This window comes from Acinetobacter brisouioides (assembly GCF_004331075.1).
In the GTDB taxonomy this organism is placed as follows: domain Bacteria; phylum Pseudomonadota; class Gammaproteobacteria; order Pseudomonadales; family Moraxellaceae; genus Acinetobacter.
This window is the reverse complement of record NZ_SJNX01000002.1, coordinates 177133-198108: the sequence shown is the minus strand read 5'-3', so window position 1 is coordinate 198108 and position 20976 is coordinate 177133. Positions and strand designations below refer to the sequence as shown.

At 41.1% G+C, this 20976-nt stretch carries 24 protein-coding genes; 7 read left to right on the top strand and 17 right to left on the bottom strand.

Going from position 1 to position 20976, the window contains the following annotated elements; genetic code table 11:
* Positions 1-4: 4 nt before the first annotated feature.
* The gene (locus E0H77_RS03825) at positions 5-856 is read right to left on the bottom strand and encodes an enoyl-CoA hydratase-related protein (protein ID WP_131375159.1); all 852 of its coding nucleotides are present in this window, start codon (positions 854-856) and stop codon (positions 5-7) included.
* Between the two features lie 118 nt (positions 857-974).
* Here E0H77_RS03825 and E0H77_RS03820 point away from each other — a divergent pair, with 118 nt between their 5' ends.
* The gene (locus E0H77_RS03820) at positions 975-1538 is read left to right on the top strand and encodes a nicotinate-nicotinamide nucleotide adenylyltransferase (protein WP_171478315.1); all 564 of its coding nucleotides are present in this window, start codon (positions 975-977) and stop codon (positions 1536-1538) included.
* Positions 1539-1571: 33 nt separating this feature from the next.
* Here the strand turns inward: E0H77_RS03820 and E0H77_RS03815 are convergent, their stop codons facing one another.
* The 6 genes from E0H77_RS03815 to dapD form a co-directional block, all read right to left on the bottom strand.
* On the bottom strand, positions 1572-2033 hold the full coding sequence (locus E0H77_RS03815; protein ID WP_131375155.1) for a peroxiredoxin: 462 nt from the start codon (positions 2031-2033) through the stop codon (positions 1572-1574).
* 9 nt (positions 2034-2042) lie between these two features.
* Entirely contained in the window at positions 2043-2738 is a 696-nt protein-coding gene (locus E0H77_RS03810) for a Dph6-related ATP pyrophosphatase (protein WP_131375153.1), read from the bottom strand.
* A gap of 94 nt (positions 2739-2832) precedes the next feature.
* Positions 2833-3237: a hypothetical protein gene (locus E0H77_RS03805; protein WP_131375151.1), complete on the bottom strand. Its 405-nt coding sequence runs from the start codon at positions 3235-3237 to the stop codon at positions 2833-2835.
* A 12-nt stretch (positions 3238-3249) separates the two neighbouring features.
* Positions 3250-3921, bottom strand: a complete 672-nt coding sequence (gene queC / locus E0H77_RS03800) for a 7-cyano-7-deazaguanine synthase QueC (protein ID WP_131375149.1) — start codon at positions 3919-3921, stop codon at positions 3250-3252.
* A 136-nt stretch (positions 3922-4057) separates the two neighbouring features.
* Positions 4058-4768, bottom strand: a complete 711-nt coding sequence (gene queE / locus E0H77_RS03795) for a 7-carboxy-7-deazaguanine synthase QueE (protein WP_131375147.1) — start codon at positions 4766-4768, stop codon at positions 4058-4060.
* Between the two features lie 114 nt (positions 4769-4882).
* Entirely contained in the window at positions 4883-5704 is an 822-nt protein-coding gene (dapD, locus tag E0H77_RS03790) for a 2,3,4,5-tetrahydropyridine-2,6-dicarboxylate N-succinyltransferase (RefSeq protein ID WP_131375145.1), read from the bottom strand.
* Between the two features lie 354 nt (positions 5705-6058).
* Here dapD and carO point away from each other — a divergent pair, with 354 nt between their 5' ends.
* A complete protein-coding gene (carO, locus tag E0H77_RS03785) occupies positions 6059-6793 on the top strand; it encodes an ornithine uptake porin CarO (protein ID WP_131375143.1) in 735 nt (244 codons plus the stop codon).
* A 56-nt stretch (positions 6794-6849) separates the two neighbouring features.
* Here carO and E0H77_RS03780 read toward each other — a convergent pair whose 3' ends face one another.
* From E0H77_RS03780 to E0H77_RS03740, 9 genes are all read right to left on the bottom strand, one after another.
* Positions 6850-7545, bottom strand: coding sequence for a methionine ABC transporter permease (locus E0H77_RS03780; protein WP_131375141.1), 696 nt, complete (start codon positions 7543-7545; stop codon positions 6850-6852).
* Entirely contained in the window at positions 7542-8567 is a 1026-nt protein-coding gene (locus tag E0H77_RS03775; protein ID WP_131375139.1) for a methionine ABC transporter ATP-binding protein, read from the bottom strand. The genes E0H77_RS03780 and E0H77_RS03775 overlap by 4 nt, the downstream gene beginning before the upstream one ends.
* Positions 8568-8639: 72 nt before the next feature.
* The gene (locus E0H77_RS03770; protein ID WP_131313338.1) at positions 8640-9515 is read right to left on the bottom strand and encodes a MetQ/NlpA family ABC transporter substrate-binding protein; all 876 of its coding nucleotides are present in this window, start codon (positions 9513-9515) and stop codon (positions 8640-8642) included.
* A 464-nt stretch (positions 9516-9979) separates the two neighbouring features.
* Positions 9980-11263 (bottom strand): phosphoribosylamine--glycine ligase, encoded by a 1284-nt coding sequence (purD, locus tag E0H77_RS03765; protein WP_131375137.1) that lies wholly within the window; start codon positions 11261-11263, stop codon positions 9980-9982.
* A gap of 96 nt (positions 11264-11359) precedes the next feature.
* Entirely contained in the window at positions 11360-12934 is a 1575-nt protein-coding gene (purH, locus tag E0H77_RS03760) for a bifunctional phosphoribosylaminoimidazolecarboxamide formyltransferase/IMP cyclohydrolase (RefSeq protein WP_131375135.1), read from the bottom strand.
* A gap of 69 nt (positions 12935-13003) precedes the next feature.
* Entirely contained in the window at positions 13004-13273 is a 270-nt protein-coding gene (gene fis, locus E0H77_RS03755) for a DNA-binding transcriptional regulator Fis (protein ID WP_004751481.1), read from the bottom strand.
* 513 nt (positions 13274-13786) lie between these two features.
* The gene (locus tag E0H77_RS03750) at positions 13787-14617 is read right to left on the bottom strand and encodes an MJ0042-type zinc finger domain-containing protein (protein ID WP_131375133.1); all 831 of its coding nucleotides are present in this window, start codon (positions 14615-14617) and stop codon (positions 13787-13789) included.
* A gap of 19 nt (positions 14618-14636) precedes the next feature.
* A complete protein-coding gene (gene prmA / locus E0H77_RS03745; protein ID WP_131375131.1) occupies positions 14637-15536 on the bottom strand; it encodes a 50S ribosomal protein L11 methyltransferase in 900 nt (299 codons plus the stop codon).
* A gap of 129 nt (positions 15537-15665) precedes the next feature.
* Positions 15666-15890, bottom strand: coding sequence for a hypothetical protein (locus tag E0H77_RS03740; RefSeq protein WP_171478305.1), 225 nt, complete (start codon positions 15888-15890; stop codon positions 15666-15668).
* A 458-nt stretch (positions 15891-16348) separates the two neighbouring features.
* Here E0H77_RS03740 and rutD point away from each other — a divergent pair, with 458 nt between their 5' ends.
* Entirely contained in the window at positions 16349-17125 is a 777-nt protein-coding gene (gene rutD, locus E0H77_RS03735) for a pyrimidine utilization protein D (protein ID WP_131375127.1), read from the top strand.
* 11 nt (positions 17126-17136) lie between these two features.
* On the top strand, positions 17137-17736 hold the full coding sequence (locus tag E0H77_RS03730) for a malonic semialdehyde reductase (RefSeq protein WP_131375125.1): 600 nt from the start codon (positions 17137-17139) through the stop codon (positions 17734-17736).
* Positions 17737-17769: 33 nt separating this feature from the next.
* On the opposite strand, the gene E0H77_RS03725 is transcribed toward E0H77_RS03730, so the two are convergent.
* Complete coding sequence (locus tag E0H77_RS03725; protein ID WP_004900451.1) at positions 17770-18417, bottom strand: TetR family transcriptional regulator C-terminal domain-containing protein; 648 nt, start codon at positions 18415-18417, stop codon at positions 17770-17772.
* Between the two features lie 288 nt (positions 18418-18705).
* On the opposite strand from E0H77_RS03725, the gene rutA reads away from it, so the two are divergent.
* Genes rutA through rutC form a run of 3 tightly spaced genes read left to right on the top strand, consistent with a single transcriptional unit; the run spans position 18706 to position 20954 of the window.
* Positions 18706-19824 carry a pyrimidine utilization protein A gene (rutA, locus tag E0H77_RS03720; RefSeq protein WP_131375123.1) on the top strand — a complete coding sequence of 373 codons (1119 nt, stop codon included), beginning with the start codon at positions 18706-18708 and terminating at the stop codon, positions 19822-19824.
* Positions 19821-20561: a pyrimidine utilization protein B gene (rutB, locus tag E0H77_RS03715; protein WP_131375121.1), complete on the top strand. Its 741-nt coding sequence runs from the start codon at positions 19821-19823 to the stop codon at positions 20559-20561. Before rutA ends, rutB begins: the two co-directional genes overlap by 4 nt.
* Positions 20562-20573: 12 nt before the next feature.
* Positions 20574-20954: a pyrimidine utilization protein C gene (gene rutC, locus E0H77_RS03710; protein ID WP_131375119.1), complete on the top strand. Its 381-nt coding sequence runs from the start codon at positions 20574-20576 to the stop codon at positions 20952-20954.
* Positions 20955-20976: the final 22 nt, after the last annotated feature.

Here is a 20976-nt window from a genome sequence, read left to right as displayed (position 1 = left end):
CTATTTAGTTGAATTTTGAGAAATCAGCTTCGCGCTTTTCCAAAAAAGCATTGACCGCTTCATGCAGTTCAGGTGATTTGACCCGTTGCATAAAAATTTCAGCTTCTTCATCGATCCACGTCAAAATTTCAGGCAGGTTCTGTTTCATGAGTGCTTTGGTTTGCTTAAGCGATGCAATTGGAAGTTTTGCCATATTTTTCGCTGTTTCATTCGCAAAATCATAAACATCATGATGTTCCATCAAGGTCATTAAATGAAATGGTGCGCGCAGATGTTCATTAGAAAAAACCTGATTGATTAAGCCAAATTTTTCAGCAGTATGTGCATTGAATTTTTGTGCGGTTAGCAACAGTTCTGCGGCATGATGATAGCCAACTTGTTGTTGCAAAAGTTTGCTTGCGCCACCTTCTGGTGATAGCCCAAGACTGACAAATGGCAATTGAAACACAGCAGATTCATCAGCATAGACCAAGTCTGCATGCAACAGAAGTGTTACGCCAATACCAATCGCTACACCTTTTACTGCAACAATCAGCGGTTTAGAGAGTTTGGCTGCAGATTTGAGCAAGACAAAAGGAGGTTGTTCTGCCGCACTGCTGCTGGCTGGATTTTGCAGGGAATCTAAAAAATCCTGCATGTCATTGCCTGCGGTAAAGTCATCGCCTGCGCCGCGTAAAACAACTACACGAACTTCATCACTGGCATTGGCTTGGTCTAAAGCTTGAGCAATCCATAAATATAGCCCACTATAAATCGCATTTTTAGCAATTGCACGGTCAATGGCAATGGTTAGTACGCCATGTTCAAGGCTTGCCTGTAAATGCTGATGGGGTTGTGTTAAACAAGTGAGTGTCATTATTCATATCCTTTATTTGCAGTATTTGGTGATTTTTACAGGGTAAATTGTTATGCTTCACGCTGATTCTTTATCATTGCACTTCACCATCCTTTGGTTTAATTATTGATATCCTATGATGTATCGTTTTGATTATCTTGTTTTCATTGGGCGTTTTCAACCATTTCATCTGGCGCATATGCAGACTATTCAGATTGCACTACAACAAAGTCAGAAGGTGATTATTGCTTTAGGTTCGGCTCAAGCCGAGCGCAGTATCAAAAACCCGTTTCTTGCTCAAGAACGTGAACAGATGATCTTGTCGAATTTTTCTCAGGAAGATCAACAGCGTATTGTTTTTGTGCATGTTGTTGATGTATATGATGATCAAAAATGGGTGAAGTTGGTCAAAGACCTTGTCGCAGCCAATACACCAGTGCAGGCAAGCATTGGACTGATTGGTCACTTTAAAGATGATTCATCATACTATTTACAACTATTTCCAGACTGGACCTTGGTCGAGCTAGAAAGTTTAAAAAATTCGATTTCTGCAACACCAATGCGTGAAGCTTATTATCGTGGTGAAATTCAAACCCAGTATTTTCCGCAAGGTACGATTGAGTTTTTACAGCAATTTCAAACAACGCCTGTTTATAGTGAGCTAAAACAGCGTTTTACACGACAAGACAGTAGCAGTTTTTAAAAAATAGCTAGCATTACCGCTAGCTATTATTTTTTATGCAGCTTTGAGTGCCTTAAGATCGGCAAGTACTTGCTCGGCATGACCTGCAGCTTTGACCTTACGGTATTCTTTCACTAACTTGCCGTTATGGAAAATAAAAGTTGAGCGTTCAATGCCCATGACTTTTTTGCCATACATATTTTTTTCTTTAATGACATCGAAGTGTTGGCATAAAATTTCTTCTTTATCACTAATCAGATTGATTTTGAGTGCTTGCTTTTCAGTGAAGTTCTGGTGAGATTTTACTGAGTCACGTGAAATCCCAAAAATCGTTGCACCTTGCTCAGTAAACTGATCTTGAATACAAGAAAAATCAACTGCTTGAGTGGTACAGCCTGGTGTTGAATCTTTTGGATAAAAATAAACAATCAACCATTCTGATGCAACTTCAGCTAAGTTGATTTCACCTGTTGTTGCAGGAAAGGCTTGATTTGGAAGTTGAATGCTGTCGGTCATCATCTGTCCTTAAATTTCATAATGTTCTAATGTAAGGGGCAAAAACGCATAATTGTTGTGATACAGAATATCACCTTTGCGAATTGAAAGTGGCTTTTTAAAGATTGGACCATCAATGACTGTGGTATGAAATTCACCCGCTTCACCACAGGGATCAATGCCACGCCCACAAAGTTCTTCTACATACTGGGTAGTCAAAACTCGCCCAAGATCTTCAACTGTCATACCTAAATCTAGGTTCACCGTAACAATAACGCTTTGAAAACCTAAGTTTATAAATTCATGAATAATATCTAGGCGGGGTTTTTGCCATAGCGGCATACATAGCTTTAACTGACTTTTATCACAGACGGATTGATTCCATTCTGCATGACCGAGTAAGTCAATATCACCAGTGACTAAAACATCTACACCCAATGCTTTTTGCTGAGTAAGCAGTTGAATAAACTGTGCTTCATAACTTTGCCATGTTGCTGAAGCGGTAAAAATAGGCAGCCCGATGGCATCGGCTTGCGCATGGATAATGTCGAATGACATGCCATGTGAACGTGACTTAAGCCCTTGTTCTTCTAGCATCACAATTAAACCTATCGCTTCACCCATTTGCATGGCCTGAAAGAGAGCAAGGCTACTGTCTTTACCTCCACTATAAGAAGCGACAAATTTTGTGTTCTGGGCGTTGGTATTCCATGGCAGCGCTTGCATATTTATGGTCTATCTTTTCGTTGAAAATCGGTGATTCCATAAAAAACTAGCCACATGATGTGGCTAGTTGATTGAATCACTTAACTGTGATGTCTTATTTCTTTTGTTCTGCTTGTTGCGCATTTTTCATGGCTTCTTCAGACAAAGATTTTAACTTTGTAGTCAACTGTGGGCCAAAACAAGACTGAACGGCTTTGTTTTGTTGTTGAATAAAAGGAAGTGAGCTTGGGCTTTTCTTCTGGTTGACTGTGCTGATAATTTGCCATTCTTGGGCTTTGGTCAAGCGACCTTCAGCATCGACTTGGCATGTACAAAACTTATTGGTTTCTGCTGCAGTCAGTTTACCGCCTTTACCTGCACTTTCTTTACAGTTGCTGATTAGCGTTGCACGAACATTGGTGCTTTTTGACGGATCTTGTGCTGCATGAGACATTGTTGCTGTAAACGCCAATGCAGAAAAAAGAGTAGAAACAATCAGTTTTGAATTCAATAATTTCATATAACCTGCCTTTTATTGAGGTACGTAACGTGTTGGGTCTTCAACGCCTGCTTGAGCAAAACCTTCTTTACGTAAGCGGCAGCTATCGCATTTACCACAAGCACGCCCCTGGTCGTCCGCTTGATAGCAAGACACTGTTTGACTGTAGTCTACACCATGTTCAAGACCTAAACGTATTATATTCCCTTTAGATAAATGTAACAGAGGTGTTTCAATTTTAAGTGGTTTTCCTTCAACCCCTGCTTTGGTCGCGAGGCTTGCAAGTTGTGCAAACGCTTCAATAAACTCAGGGCGACAGTCAGGATAACCTGAGTAATCTACAGCATTTACCCCAATCACAATGGCTTCGGCACCGAAAACTTCAGCAGCAGCAAGCGCATAAGACAAGAAAATCGTGTTACGTGCTGGAACATAAGTCACAGGAATACCTTCCTGAGCCTGTTCTGGAACAGCAATGTTATGGTCGGTCAGTGCCGAGCCACCAAGATTACCCAAATCAATATTGATAACGCGATGTTCTACGCTTGAACGTTGTGCTAGAGCTTTAGCTGCGTCAAGTTCAGTGCTTGAACGTTGTCCATATTGAAAGCTCAGGGCAATACAGTCATATTGTGCTTGCGCCCAAGCTAAACAAGTCGTTGAGTCTAAACCACCAGATAATAAAACTATGGCGCGAGGGCGCATATTCATTCTCCAAAAATTAATGATTAGGCTTTTTTCATAACCCCATTTTATTTCTCTTGCGCTGCATTGAAATATATTTCAATTTTGCTCAAGGATAAAAGTAAAGAGGGTGTAAACCATGATGAAAGAAGTCTATTTAACGACCTGTTTCATCCTGCCACAACAATTTATGTAGTTGTAACTGAAAGCGTACAGGTAAGTGATCATCTAAAATCCACTGTGCCAGATCACGGGCAAAGCGTGGCAATTTGGCATTGCCTTTTTCGACAGCAAAAGCAGGGGAGAACCAAATGGTACTGACTTTCTGCTGGAGTTGATACTCTGCAACCTGTTGTTTTGACCATTCATAATCTTCACGATTACAAATCACAAATTTGATCTGATCTTTGACTGTGAGCAAATCTAGGTTACTGAGCAAATTGCGGTGTGCCTCACCTGAAGTTGGTGTTTTTAAATCGAGGACTTTAGATACGCGCGGATCGACTTTACTGACATCTAACGCGCCACTGGTTTCTAAAGACACTTCAAAACCCAATTCGCATAAGCGATCCAGTAAGGTAATGCAGTTCGGCTGTACCAGTGGCTCGCCACCAGTCACACAAATATACGGGGTTTGATAGGCTTGAGCAGTTTCAATAATTTTGTCTAGCGACCAGCGATCGCCACCTTCAAATGAATAGGTGGTGTCACAATAGGTACAGCGCAGCGGACAGCCTGTCAAACGAATAAAAACCGTGGGCAATCCTGCGGTATTCGCTTCACCTTGCAGTGAATAGAAAATCTCGGTAATACGTAAGCCTGCAGCAGGATCTGTAACAGGAATCTGAGAGGAGCGAAGCGGATTCATAGCAAAATAACCACAGTATTTAAAAAAACAAAAATCTCTACGATTTTACAACCGTAGAGACGGGGAGCGACTAAAGCTCCGAGGAACAATTTAAGTTCCGCAACAGTTTAGAGATTACTCGTCGCGAAGCAAATCATTCAAGCTGGTTTTTGCACGAGTTTTGGCATCAACTTTTTTCACGATAATTGCAGCATATAGGCTGTAAGTACCGCATTTAGATGGAAGGCTACCTGCTACAACCACTGAACCTGCTGGAACGCGGCCGTAATGAACTTCGCCTGTTGCACGGTCATAAATTTTAGTCGATTGACCAATGAATACGCCCATTGAAATCACAGAACCTTCTTCAACGATCACGCCTTCAACGATTTCAGAACGCGCACCAATGAAGCAGTTATCTTCAATGATGGTTGGGTTTGCTTGTAATGGCTCTAATACGCCACCGATACCAACGCCGCCAGACAAGTGTACGTTTTTACCGATTTGAGCACATGAACCGACAGTTGCCCACGTGTCAACCATTGTACCTTCGTCAACGTATGCACCGATGTTCACATAAGACGGCATAAGCACGACGTTTTTCGCTTGGAAGCTACCACGACGTGCAACTGCTGGTGGTACAACACGTACGCCAGCTTCTTTAAATTGCGCTTCAGTCCAACCTTTGAATTTAGTGTCAACTTTGTCGTAGAAACGAAGGTCGCAAGATTCGATTGGTTTGTTATCATTCAATTTGAATGATAAAAGCACTGCTTTTTTCAACCATTGGTGAACAATCCATTCACCCTCAATTTTTTCTGCAACACGAAGGCTACCGTTGTCTAAACCTTGAATCGCTTGCTCAACAGCAGCGCGAACTTCAGCAGGACAGTCTGCTGCGGTAAAGTTAGCACGGTTTTCAAAGGCTTGTTCAATAATTGTAGCAAGCTCAGACATATGCTTATCCCAAAATTATGCTCAAAAAATTACAACGATTTTACACTAAAAATGAGTATTTGCGTTTGAAAAAAATAGCAAAACAACCAAGATTTCAGAAAAAACGGTATCATGGTGCAGCTGGGGAAAATACGATCTGTGTGATTTAGTTATTTTATGTATATAAATAAAATTACATCTTTTTGATTTAAAATGATTTTTTAATATTTTTATTGGAATTTTTTGAAAAAATGGATTAAAAAATAACATAAAGTCAGCAAATTTGGCATAAAAATCATCCATTTTCAGCCTAATATGTCCAGCCATAATAGCAACACAACTCGTGTGAATTCACGATTTGTCAGGAGAACCCTTATGAAGAAAGTTCAGAAGATTCTAGTTGCCTCAGCACTGGTTTCAATTGCAGGAACTGCAATGGCAGATGAGCCAGTGATTATTGAACCAGGAAATACCTATAAAACTTATTTGCCGACTTCGTTTCGTGCCGAAGCAGGCACTACAGGTTATGGCGGTGCATTGACATGGGATGTGAACCCCTATGTAGGTGTGAGCTTAGGATATAACGGTGGACATATTAATTGGCGTAATGACATCAAGAGTCATGGGACTAAATATGATCTTAATCAGGACAACAACAATAACGTCTATTTAAATGCCGAAATGCACCCTTGGGGAGCAAGCAGTAATCACTTTGCTAAATCAGTCTATGTTGCAGCAGGAGTCGCTTATTTAGACGATGATTACAAACTGACCTCAAAATCCAATAATGGTAATGTCACGGTGAATGACACCAAATACAACATTACTGGCAATATTACAGGCAAAATGAAATACAAAAACGAGATTGCCCCATATGTCGGGATTGGTATGCGTCCGATGTTGAACGAACATTGGGGAGTGTTTGGAGAGGTTGGTGCTTATTATACCGATAACCCAGCAGTGACGTTGACATCAAATGCAACGGTCAATTCAGGAGGAACCAATGCACAGTTCCAGAATGATTTAAAAGCACAGGAAAATCAAATCGCCAATGAAGATAAATACAAATGGTTGCCTTCCGCCAAAGTGGGTGTGATTTACCGTTTCTAATCATCACGTATAAAAAATGCCATCATTGGATGGCATTTTTTATTTATAGCATGGATTTAACGCAATTTGGCAAGCCAAGTGCCGAGTGTTTGCACAATTTGAACCAAAATCAGCAACACAATCACGGTTAAAATCACAACACTACTGTCAAAGCGCTGATAACCATAAGAAATGGCTAAGTCACCAATTCCACCTGCACCAACTGCACCTGCCATCGCTGTTGCACCAATCAGGCTAATGGTGGCAGTGGTCATGTTTAAAATCAGGGAGCTACGTGCTTCAGGTAAAATAAACTTGAAAATGATTTGCCAAGGTGTTGCACCCATTGATTGTGCCGATTCGATAATTCCTTCATTGACTTCAAGCAATGAAGTTTCGATTAGGCGTCCCATGTATGGGCCCACATAAATGGTGAGGGGGACAATCGCTGCCCACGTACCAATGGATGTTCCCACCAGCCACTGGGTAAATGGAATCACTGCGATCAGCAAAATAATAAATGGTAATGAACGCAAGGCATTTACAATCGGGTTGAGTACATGAAAAATCACAGGGTTTGGCAAAATGCCTGCTGGGCGCGTAACCAAGAGCACAATCGCCTGAATCAAACCCCAAATTCCACCAAAAATCAGGGAGAAGAACACCATTTGAAAGGTTTCTTGCAAAGCAGTGACGAATTGGTCAATGCTTAAAGAACTGTGCCAGAATGGCTGAGTTGCTTCAGTCAACCATTGTACAATCCAGTCTCTCATGATTGTTCTCCTTGCTGACGAACTTCAACCCCTTGCTGTTTGAGGTAGTCTGTTGCTTGAGTGACGATGGCAACATCTCCCAAAATTTGTACAAACATCTGACCAATCACTGTACCGTCAATTTCAGTCATGTTGGCAAACAAAATATTCAAACTAATATCAAACTGTTTGATCATGGCTTGAATCACAGGTTGCTGTGCCGAGTGACCTAAAAACTGTAAGCAATAAATGCTGTGTTCATGCTGATGCTCAAGCTGCTTGAGAATATTGCGTGGCAATTGTTGCTGTAGCACAGTCTGAATAAAGTTTTTGGTGGTCGGTTGTTGTGGCTTACTGAAAATATCAACCGTTTTACCAGTTTCAATGACTTTTCCAGACTCCATGACTGCAACATAATCACAGACACTTTCGATCACATCCATTTCGTGGGTGACCATGACAATCGTAATATTTTGTTCTTTATTGATTTTTTTCAATAAAGCCAAGACAGATTGCGTGGTCTGTGGGTCAAGTGCAGAGGTTGCTTCATCACACAGCAAAATTTTAGGATGATTGGCAAGCGCACGGGCAATCCCGACACGTTGTTTTTGACCACCAGAAAGTTCGTCAGGATAGGCATTTTTCTTATGACCCAGATCAATAAATGACAGCAGTTCATCTAAACGAGCCTGACGCTTTTCTTTACTGACGCCGAGTAATTTCATTGGCATTTCAATGTTTTCTGCTACCGTCTTGGTTTCAAGCAAATTGAAATGCTGGAAAATCATGCCAATATTGGCACGCTCTTGACGTAATGCACGCGCATCTAAAGCAGTAAAATCTTTGTCATGAATAATAACCTGACCTTCAGTTGGGCGTTCCAACAAGTTGATCAAACGAATTAACGTACTTTTACCTGCGCCACTATAGCCAATAATGCCAAAGATACTGCCTTCAGGAATCTCGAGATTGATCTGATCGAGCGCGCGCAGTGTCTGCCCTTTGAGCTGATAGTGTTTTGAAATGTTTTTAAATTGAATCATGTGGTCAAAAACTATGCGAAAAAGAAAAAACAGGCAAAGAAGCTTTGCCTGTTCGTTGACAACATTATATGACTATTTGCTTTCAGTCAGGTAGCTGATTGGTTTATTTACATCTACTTTTGTGCCCGCAAAATGTTCTTGAACATATTTCTTCACGGCTTCAGTGTGGTAAAGCTCACCCAGTTTTTTCAGTGCAGGGTCATTTTTACGTGAGTCAGCAGTGGCTACAATGTTGACATTGAGTTTGGTTGACTGATCGACTGGCTCATAATAGATAGAGTCTTTCAGTACATTCAAACCACCTTCCATTGCCAAGGTATTGCCGAGAACAATTGCGTCAACATCATTTTTTGCGCGTACTGCAGTTGCCATTTGAATTGGTTTAATATCAATTTTCTTGGCATTGTCAGTAATGTCGTTTGGCGTGCCTTTGGCTGGATCAAAACCAGTTTTTAGTTTGATTAAGCCTGCGCTTTGTAATAACAATAATGCGCGTGCTTCATTGGCTGCATCGTTAGGAATAGCAACGCTTGCACCTTGTGGGAACTGATCAACTTTCTTGTATTTGGTTGAGTAAATGCCCATTGGTTCAAGGTAAGTTGTCGAAACAGGCGCAATTTTCTTCTCATTGCTTGCGTTATATGCCACCAAGTAAGCATATGACTGGAATGCATTTGCATCGACTTCTTTGTTGGCAATCGCAGTGTTCATGGCAACATAGTCAGTGAAGTTTTGGACTTTGAGGTCAATCCCTGCTTTTTTAGTTTCAGGCAATGTTGCAATATAACGCCAGATATCAGCATCTGAACCTGTCGATGCCAATACGATTTTTTGTGGTTGACCTGCATCGGCAGCTTTCGTGTTGTTGCTTTGTTCTGGAGCATTTTTACTGCAACCAGCGGCAAGGAGTACGCTTGTACCTAAAACAACGCTCAATAATTTTTTCATGAGGTGTGTGTCCCTAAGTCAATAATGTTCAGTGTTTGGATGAAACTTCAGAACATGACAAATACATTCACTGACCGACCATAATTTCTACGCACTACTATATAGCAGCAAATATGCTGAAATCGATTATCGATGAGTGTGTTGAAAATGATGTTGATGCTTGTCAAGACTGATGTGTTGCAGACAGACAAGTCATAGATCAGTTACATCAGTGTGAAAATTGTGCTCATGATACCAAGAAAATAAAATGCACAATAGGGGAGCATATAGAATCTGTATGCTGCACGATTGATTTTCATCGAAATATTTTCACAAAAGTATATCTGAGCTAGAAAGCTGGCAGTATAAAGTTTTGTCTTTTTAAGTCAAAACAATAAAAAACACAAATCATATGAAAATTTGTGGTTAAGACTGCAAAAATAAAAACGCCCTCGAAAGAGCGTTTTTATGATAAAAATCGGAGTTTACGCTTGTTCGCGGGCAATCGCACGGTAACCAATGTCACTACGGTATTGCATGCCATCAAAGGTAATCTGACCACAGACTTCTAGCGCGTTGACTTGTGCTTCAAGAACGCTGTCACCCAATGCTGTTACGCAGAGTACACGACCACCTGAAGTGATGACTTGGCCTTTGGCATTGGTTGCTGTGCCTGCATGAAAGACTTTTGTCCCTTCAGGAGATTGACCTAAACCAGAAATCACATCGCCTTTGCGCACGCTTTCAGGGTAACCTTCAGCCGCAAGTACGATACCAATCGATTTACGTTCGTCCCACTGTGCTTCGGCAGGTAAGTTGCCTTCAAGACCTGCTTCAACCAAGTCAACCAATGACGATTGTAAACGCATCATAATAGGTTGAGTTTCTGGATCACCAAAGCGGCAGTTGAACTCGATCACACGAGGTTGACCTTGTTCATCAATCATTAAGCCTGCATACAAGAAACCTGTATAGACATGACCATCTGCTGCCATACCATTAACAGTTGGGCGCATGATTTGAGTCATGACACGTTCAAACACGTCAGCAGTCACGACAGGAGCAGGAGAGTACGCACCCATACCACCCGTATTTGGACCTAGATCGCCTTCAAAGATACGTTTGTGATCTTGTGAAGTTGCCATTGGCAAAATGTTTTGACCGTCGATCATACAAATGAACGAGGCTTCTTCGCCTGCAAGGAACTGCTCAATCACGACACGTGAACCCGCATCGCCAAATTTGTTGCCTGCCAACATATCATCAATCGCTGCAAAAGCTTCTTCTTTGCTCATGGCAACGATTACGCCTTTACCAGCCGCAAGACCATCAGCTTTAATGACGATTGGTGCACCATGCTGTTCAACAAAGGCTTTCGCTGCATCCACTTCTGTGAATACATCATAAAATGCAGTTGGAATGTTATGGCGTTTCAAGAAATGCTTGGCAAAAGCTTTTGAGCCTTCAAGTTGCGCAGCGTATTGAGTTGGACCCCAAATTTTTAGACCCGCAGCACGACCAGCGTCAACCACACCATTCACAAGCGGTGCTTCTGGTCCAACAATAATTAAAGCCACATCATTATTTTTTGCGAATTCAATGATCGCTGGATTGTCGAGAATATCCAGTTGTACATTTTCACATTTTTCTTCCGTTGCAGTACCTGCGTTACCTGGTGCTACAAAGACTTTGCTGACTTTTGCATCTTGCGCGATTTTCCATGCCAAAGCATGTTCACGACCACCGCTACCCAAAACGAGAATATTCATCGGTTCATACTCCATGAATCGAAAGGGCACAAAGCCCTCAGCTATCAAATAGAGAGGACTTTGTGCAGATATATTAATGTCTTAATTGTTGTTCAATTAGTGACGGAAATGACGCATACCTGTGAACACCATTGCAATACCGTGTTCATCTGCTGCAGCAATCACTTCTTCGTCGCGCATAGAGCCGCCCGGTTGGATGATACATTTGATCCCTGCTTTTGCAGCATTATCAATACCATCACGGAATGGGAAGAATGCGTCAGATGCCATTACAGCGCCTTCAACGACAAGACCTGCATGTTCTGCTTTAATTGCAGCAATACGCGCAGAGTTAACGCGGCTCATTTGACCTGCGCCTACACCAATTGTTTGGCGGTTTTTCGCATAAACAATCGCGTTTGACTTCACGTATTTCGCAACTTTCCAAGCAAAGATCAAGTCATCAATTTCTTGTTCAGTCGGAGCAATTTTAGTCACAACTTTCAAGTCAGAAGCTTTGATCATGCCTAAGTCTTGGTCTTGAACCAACAAACCGCCATTCACGCGTTTGTAGTCAAGTTGTGGGGCACGTGCATCAATTGCAGGAAGTTCACCGCAAACCAATACGCGAACATTTTTCTTCGCGCCAGTCACTTCAAGTACGCCGTCAGCAATGCTTGGTGCAATGATCACTTCAACGAATTGACGTTCAACAATTGCTTTTGCAGTTTCAGCATCTAACTCGCGGTTAAATGCGATAATGCCACCAAATGCAGATTCAGGGTCAGTTGCATATGCCAAGTCATAAGCCACTTTAATACCATCTAGAGATACTGCAACGCCACAAGGGTTAGCGTGTTTTACAATTACACATGCAGGCTTAGCAAAAGATTTCACACATTCAAGTGCTGCATCTGTATCTGCGATGTTGTTGTAAGATAGCTCTTTACCTTGAAGCTGTTTCGCAGTTGAAACAGAGGCTTCAGTTGCAGTGCTTTCAACATAGAATGCAGCAGACTGATGCGGGTTTTCACCGTAACGTAAATCTTGTGCTTTATTCAATTGTGTATTGAAAGTACGGGCAAATTTATCTGCTTCACCTTCAGCTTTGCCCACGCGAGCGCCAAGGTAAGATGCGATCATACCGTCGTATTGAGCAGTATGTTCAAATGCTTTAACAGCCAAGTCGAAACGGGTTTCGTAAGACAATGCACCATTGGCTTTGATTTCAGCGACAACAGTTGCATAGTCAGAAGCATTGACGATGATGCCTACAGATGCATGGTTTTTTGCCGCAGCGCGAACCATGGTAGGACCACCGATGTCGATATTTTCAATCGCATCTGCAAGGGAGCAGTTTGGTTTTGCAACAGTTGCTGCAAATGGATAAAGGTTCACAATCACAAGATCAATCGGGTCGATGTTGTGTTCTTGCATTACGGCTTCATCTAAACCGCGGCGAGCAAGGATACCACCATGAATTTTTGGATGTAGGGTTTTAACACGACCATCCATCATTTCAGGGAAGCCAGTATGTTCAGATACTTCAACAACAGCGATGTTGCTGTCTTTGAGCAACTTGTATGTACCGCCAGTTGAAAGAATTTCAATACCCAAATTTGCAAGTTCTTGAGCAAATTCAACAATACCAGTCTTATCAGAAACTGAGATTAAAGCGCGCTTAATAGTCATGATTTTCAAGTCTTCAGATTAAACATTTAGGCAAAAAAAATGCCCACGACGACGTGAGCATTTTATCATTTATTCACTCATTAAACCGTGAGCTTTTAACTTTTTACGTAAAGTGCCACGGTTAAGTCCTAGAATCTCAGCTGCGCGAGTCTGGTTACCGCGCGTATATTCTAGAACCACAGATAAAAGAGGTTTCTCCATTTCTGCTAGCACCATGTCATATACCTGAGCAGGCTGCTCACCTTGCAATTGTGCAAAATAATGACGAACTGCGCGATCCACATGGATGCGAAGCGCTACATCAGATTGTGCAGTAAAAATAGGAGATTTGCTATTCATGCGTTTTAATCCGAATAATCTATAACCACTAGGGTAGAAGTGGTTGAGTTTATAAAAGGTTAAAAAATACCCAATTCAGCTTGTGAAGAGAATATTAAAAATAAGTAACTAGCTTGCCATACATTGTCTGTATCGGTTAAAAAATAAGCGTAACTTTTATTAAAGAAATGTTACAGCCCAAATTTTAAAATAAAAAAACTGCTACATGCGCAATATGGGGATAATGCACATCTGGCAATTTATTTCATTATGGGAATTTCTACGAGATGTTTGTGTGGTCAAGCTTTCGTGGCGCGTATCATACCACTGTCATGTAAAAAGTGAGTAAAATTAATGCAAAAATTTGCTATTTTTTATCGTTTTTTTTAATTGAAAATATTTGTAAAATTGCTTTTTTAGATTATTAAAAAACACAAATTTCTTCACTGAATAAAAAATATCAGAAATAGTGAAAACTTGTACAAAGCTATAGATTTAATTGATGATTGGTGTTTAGGTATTTTTTTGTGTGATCTAGTTTGAAGATGTTTTGAGTTGTAATTTAAATGGCTGATGAGCATCGCGTGATGGAATATCGATACGAAAATATTGGGTTTGTTGTGCATCTACGTGTTGTTTATGTTGTTGTTGAAGTGGCAGGTAATGCTTAGGGATAAAACTGAAGACTTTTTGAGCGGTAATGACCTGTATGCTCGGTAAACTTTGTGGATGATCACTATTATTGATCAGTTTTCCTGTAATCGTAGTCAATCCTGGGTAGTCTTCATAAATATGCGTTGTTTCAACTTGTAGCGCACTGAATGTTTTAGTGCTGCATCTGACCATACTACAAGTGTGATTGGAAAAGATAGCCAGTAAAGGGAACTGACGTTTCAAGTCATTATTGTTATTGGTAATTTGACTCACGACAAACCCAAACACGATCAGATTTAGAATAAATAAAAATACATGAATACTAAAGTTAAAAAATCGAGTTGAGGTGTTTTTGGAAAAATTAAAAAAAGAATCCGGTTTTTTTAAATCGAACTGATGCTCTTTACTAAACTGGTGACTATTTAAGTAATTGAGTAAATCAGTATTTGATGAATCAAGTTTACGGTCAAAAATAGCCAGTACGGTCTCAGCACCGCCACGTTCATGAATTTGATGATGGGTGAGTAATGTAATATTTTGAAACTGGCTGTCTAACTGGACAATATAAGATGGATGGCTTAATAATTCATAGGCATTAAAATGCTGATCACATTTGGCACAACAAACCATACCCTGTGCAATCGACAGCTGAGTTGGGGAAATCAGATATTGTGTTTTGCAATTTGGGCATTGGGTTTGTATGTCACACATAGTGATTGCCTAAAACAGATTAGCTTTGGCGTTTACCTGAAATCCGACACCAGTTTTCTTCACGTTTTTCGATGTTCAAAATATCAAAGAACTCTTGATAAACTTCTGAAACGTCTGCGACTTGTTCTTCAATTACACCTGCTAGAGCAAATTCACCATCAGCTTTAAGTAATTTAGCAAATTCTGGTGCAAGTGCCATGAGAGGGGCAGCTAAAATATTTGCGACCAAAACATCTGCCTGTTGGCTCTTGAACTCAGCGTTAAATTCTTCAGGTAAACCAACAAATAAACGGTCAAGTACACCATTAAGCTCAGCATTTTGCTTGGTTGCAAGTACGGCTTGTGGGTCAATGTCCGTTGCATAAACTTTTTTTGCACCCAACAGAAGGGCTGCAACACCTAAAATGCCTGAACCACAACCATAATCAACTACAATTTTATCTTTTAGATCGATGCTGCCGAGCCATTGTAAACATAAAAAGGTACTTGCGTGATTACCTGTACCAAACGCTAGACCTGGATCAAGCTTGATGTTGGTTGCATTTGCATCGGGTGCTTCTAACCATTCAGGAACAATCCAGAATTTTTCAGCAATTTGGATTGGTTCATAGTAATCCATCCATGCACGTTCCCAAGCTTGATCTTCAAGTTCGTCAAAACGTACAGGTGCTTCAGGAAGCTGTTCCTGAACAAATTTGATGAGGCTATCGACATCGATTTGTTCATTATCATCTTGCTGGTAGATGCCTGTCACAATCACTTTGTTCCAAAGTGGTGTTTCGCCCGGAAGTGGTTCAAGCAGCGCTTGGTCTTCAGCGTCATCTAGCGTGACACTAACCGCACCTAAAGAAAGTAACAGCGTTTCAGTAAAATCAACTTGTGCCTGATCAACAGTAATATGTATTTGTAACCACTTCACGCAAATAACCTAAATGTTTTGAACAAAGCAGTATTGTAACGAAATCGACCACACTTGGGGAGTTTGTACACTCATCTGCCTCAAATAAAATAGCCACCGCGTTGTGGGTGGCTATTTCGCAAGTCAGAATTATTGAATTGGACAAGTCAGTTGGTTTAATTCTTTGCGGCTGAAACCACGTGAAAGCAGTATGCGCTTGACACCTTTAATTACATCCTCATCCTGAGTTAAAGCTAAAGTTTGAAGTAGCTGTTGATTGGATTTACATGCACAATCATTTTCAACCCATGCCACATGATTTTTGCGGTCATTTGTGCTGTCTTGTGCACCAAAAAATTTCTGCAAAAAACTCATAAAGCCTTCGTAACGCAACCTAAGATAATTCGGAATATAATTTAAAAAAATAAAAAAACAAGTTGGCGAAAGTTATAGGAAAAATGGAGATTGTGTTAAGCAACAGTGGTTTTCATGAAATTGTAATCAAAAACAAGTAAATAAATTTATGATTGTTGTCATATTTATTTACAAATTTATGTGTGCGACCCATAGTCGTGATTTTTTCCATGAAATAACAAAGTGAAGTGTTTATGCTTTGGAATTTGAATTTTGTTTGATGGTGCATACGTTATAAATTTTATTATTTGATATAAATTTAAAAAAAGCCTGTGTTGATTAGATTTAAAATTTTCTGGTAAGCATAGTATTTTTTATTATAAATAAGATGCTTGTAAGTAAATACAATAATTCGTCATTTTAAAGCTGGCATTTTTATTGCTACTGAATAAATAAATTTGGACTATTTGGTTTAAAAAATGACAGTTTATTTTTATCGGTCAGTACGCTCTCAAGCCAAAACGGTGGTTTTAAGTTCGGGGTTGGGTGGGCATGCCCAGTATTGGCAAGCACAAATCACGAACTTGCAGCAACAGTTCCATGTGCTGACCTATGATCAGGTTGGGGTTTTACCTGAGAGTGAAATCTTACCTGAGCAATATAGCTTGCCGATGATGGCAAATGAGTTGCAGCAAATTTTACAAGCCGAGAAAATTCGCCAGTGTCATTTTATTGGGCATGCTTTAGGTGGTTTTATTGGGCTGGAATTGGCGCGTCAAGCACCACAACTTGTAGAGAAACTGGTCGTGGTCAATGCGTGGGATCAGCTTGATGCACATACCAACCGTTGTTTTGCTACACGTTTGGCTTTGTTGCGGCGAGCAGGCGTAGCTGCTTATGTGCAGGCGCAAGCCTTATTTTTATATCCACCTGCATGGATTTCACAGCATAACCAACAATTGTGTCAGCAAGAACAACAGGCGATTGCCCATTTTGCACCTTTAGAAAATGTAGAAAAGCGTTTGACAGCATTACGTCAATATCAACCTGAACAGACTGCACGTGAGATCTCTCATCCAGTTTTGGTGATTGCCAATCAGGATGATTTTTTGGTGCCTTGGCAGCGAGGTCTGGCATTGTCTCGTTTACTGCCAAATGCAGATTTTGAGCTGTACCCGATAGGTGGGCATGCCAGTAGTGTGACTCAGCCCGATTGGTTTAATTCGTGTGTATTGCAATATTTATGTTCTGAATAAGGAAAATCTGTATGAATAACCTCAATTTGAAGCTAGAACATGATGCTTTAGAAAAATTGTTTAGCGAAGCGCGGACGCATAATGCATGGCAAGACAAAACCATTGCACCTGAGTTGCTTCAGGAGTTGTATGATTTGTTGAAAATGGCGCCCACTTCAGCCAACTGTTCACCTGCGCGCTTTGTGTTTATTCAAAGCGCAGAAGCCAAAGCCAAACTCAAACCCGCGTTATCTTCAGGAAATGTAGAAAAAACCATGACTGCACCTGTGACAGTTTTGGTGGCGTATGACAGCGAGTTTTATGAAAAACTACCTGAGCTATTTCCACATGGCAATGCCAAATCATGGTTTACTTCTAGCCCTGAACTCGCACATGAAACCGCTTTTCGTAACAGCTCCATGCAGGCAGCATATTTAATTTTGGCATGTCGTAGTTTGGGTTTGGACACAGGCCCAATGTCGGGTTTTAACCCAACACTGGTCGATGAAACCTTTTTGTCAGGCACCACATGGAAAAGCAATCTGCTGATCAATATCGGTTATGGCAACCCAGAAAAGCTTTATGGGCGTTTGCCACGGTTAAGTTTTGAAGATGCCTGTCAAATCATTTAAATTTTTCCAAGATGGCAAGTGATGCCTGTCATCTTAACTTTCAGCCGCCGCAGGAATAAGACTCTCAATCAAGAGTTGCTTCGAAGTTGCCAGTGCTTCCTGATAGAAGTTTTTATTTTTAAGGGTTTTGCCTGAAATGGCTTGAGTTTGTACTGCAAAATCCGAATAGTGCTGTGTCACTGCCCAAATATGAATAATTAAATGCAGCGCTGATACAGGCTTTAAACGACCTTGTTCAATCCAGTCATTAATGACCGCAGTTTTTTGCTGTATCAGTTTTTTCAGTGAACTTTTTAAAATCGTACTGATATGCGGCGCGCCTTGCATCATTTCCAGCGCATATAAACGCGACGCTTGTGGAGAATCTTTCGCAAGCTGAAACTTCGCTTCAATATAATTGCCCAGTGCCTGCGCAGGGTCTTGCTGTTTTTCCATTTGATTCAGCGGCATTAACCATGCAGTCAGTACTTGTGACAGTACCGCGACATATAAATCATCTTTCCCTGCAAAATAATAAAACAGATTTGATTTGGAAATACCTGCCACATCGGCAATCTGTTCCATGCTTGCACCTTGTAGACCATAAGTCGAGAAAACATCCAGTGCTGCTTGCAAAATCAGTTGTTGTTTTTGTTGTGCATTTCTACTTTTTTTTACAGAAATAAGTGGCTCATTGTGCATCGGGTCTAACCTGATTCTATTTTCAGGCAATTGTAGCAAATCCTTGTACTGAAATAGGTATCACTGAAAGATTGGTGCGCAAAAAATGCACGAGACTTGTGCGTGTGTGTTTCAAATTAGACGATAGTTGGACTAAGTGGTCTAAATAATAAAACCATAAGATAAACTCAATATATTGAAATTTAATGATAAAAAATATTGGCATTTAAATTGCTTAATTGATAATACAAATTCTGTGAGTGCACCACAGTCTTGATTTTTACACTTATGAATAAACGAGGTGTCAGTATGCAAGTAGGTGTTTTCTGTCCAATTGGTAACAATGGTTGGCTCATTTCTAAAAATGCACCACAGTACAAACCGACCTTTGAGCTGAACAAGGAAATTGTACAAAGCGCAGAGCAGTATGGTTTTGATTTTGCCTTATCGATGATCAAACTACGGGGTTTTGGCGGTGAAACCGAGTTTTGGGACTATAACCTTGAAAGTTTCACATTAATGTCAGGTTTGGCAGCCGTCACATCTAAAATCAAGATTTATGCAACCGCAGCAACATTGGTCATGCCGCCGGCAATTGTGGCGCGTATGGCGGCAACACTAGATTCGATTTCCAATGGGCGCTTTGGTTTAAATGTTGTCACAGGCTGGCAACGTCCTGAATACAGCCAAATGGGCATGTGGCCAGGCGATGAGTATTTTGGCAAGCGTTATCAGTATTTGTCGGAATATGTACAAATTTTAAAACAGCTCTGGGCGACTGGGAAATCTGATTTTCAAGGCGAGTTTTTTCAGATGGATGATTGTCAGGTGAAGCCTCAGCCATCGAAAGATTTAAAAATCATTTGTGCAGGGCAGTCCGATGATGGTTTGGCATTTTCCGCACAATATGCTGACTATAACTTTGTCTTTGGTAAGGGCGTCAATACGCCAACCGCTTATGCCTCAATCAATGACCGCCTGAAAGCACAAACCGATAAAACTGGGCGCGATGTCAGTACCTTTGTGCTGTTTATGGTGATTGCGGATGAAACCGATGAACAGGCTTTTGCAAAATGGCAAAGCTATAACGACGGTGCCGATATGCAAGCGATACAGTGGCTACAAGACCAAGGCGGAAAAGACAAAATTTCAGGCAGTGATACCAATATTCGCCACATGGCATCGAGTGTTTCGCCTGTGAATATCAACATGGGAACCCTAGTGGGGTCGTATGCCAAAGTCGCTGCCATGCTCGATGAAATTTCTGAAGTTAAAGGTACGGAGGGCATTTTGCTGACTTTTGATGATTTTGTGCAAGGCGTTAAAGATTTTGGAGAAAAAATTCAACCACTCATGAAAAGCCGTACTTTGGCAGACAGTATTGTCCCAAGCCAAGTGACTGATTTTGCTATGGAGAAAAGCGCATGAACCATTCAACGATCCGTGCCAGTTTTACCCCAGCCACTGCACCGATTTTAAAAGCGGAACCTGAGTCGATTCAGCTTGATGCCAAACAAACTGCGCTCATCGTGGTGGATATGCAAAATGCTTATACCAGTTTAGGTGGCTATCTGGATCTGGCAGGGTTTGATGTATCGAAAACGCAGACAGTCGTACAACAAATTCAAAAGGCGATTGATGTTGCTCATGCTGCGGGCATTCAGGTGATTTTCTTTAAAAATGGCTGGGATGCTGACTATGTCGAAGCAGGTGGCGAAGGCTCTCCGAATTTTCATAAATCCAATGCCATTAAGACCATGAAGAAAAAGCCCGAACTACAAGGCAAATTATTGGCAAAAGGCGGTTGGGACTATGAGCTGATTGATGAGCTGCAACCTGCACCGCAGGATATTGTGATTGAAAAACCTCGTTATAGTGGTTTCTTCCATACGCAACTCGACAGCATCTTACGCGCTAAAGGCATTCGTAATTTAGTGTTTACAGGGATTGCCACCAACGTCTGCGTGGAATCAACTTTGCGTGATGGTTTCTTCTTGGAATATTTCGGTGTGCTGCTCGATGATGCCTGCTATCAGGCAGGGCCAGTCGAAGCGCACGAAGCGACTTTATTTAATGTCAAAACCTTCTTCGGTTGGGTATCTGACACTCAAAGTTTTACAGAAAGTTTTGCCCCAGTGACTCAACCCAAAGCTGAAGCGGTTTAAGGAGATCTTGTCATGCCAAAAAATGTGATTATTCCAGAAGGAACAGGTAAACCGCTTGCACCGTATGTCCCTGCAACCGAAGCCGACAATATTGTCTATGTGTCGGGTACGTTAGCGCTCGATGCCAATAACGATGTGGTGCATGTGGGTGATGCCGCAGGGCAAACCCGTTATGTGCTGGAAACCATTCAAAAGGTGATCACCACCGCAGGTGGTAGCATGGATGACGTGACCTTTAATTCGATTTTTATTAAAGACTGGGCGGACTACGCCGCGATTAATCAGATCTATGCCGAATTTTTCCCGAACGATAAGCCTGCACGTTATTGCATTCAATGTGGTTTGGTCAAAGCTGAAGCCTTGGTTGAAATTGCTTCAGTTGCACATCTTTAATCAACTTTTCAGGCAGTGATTT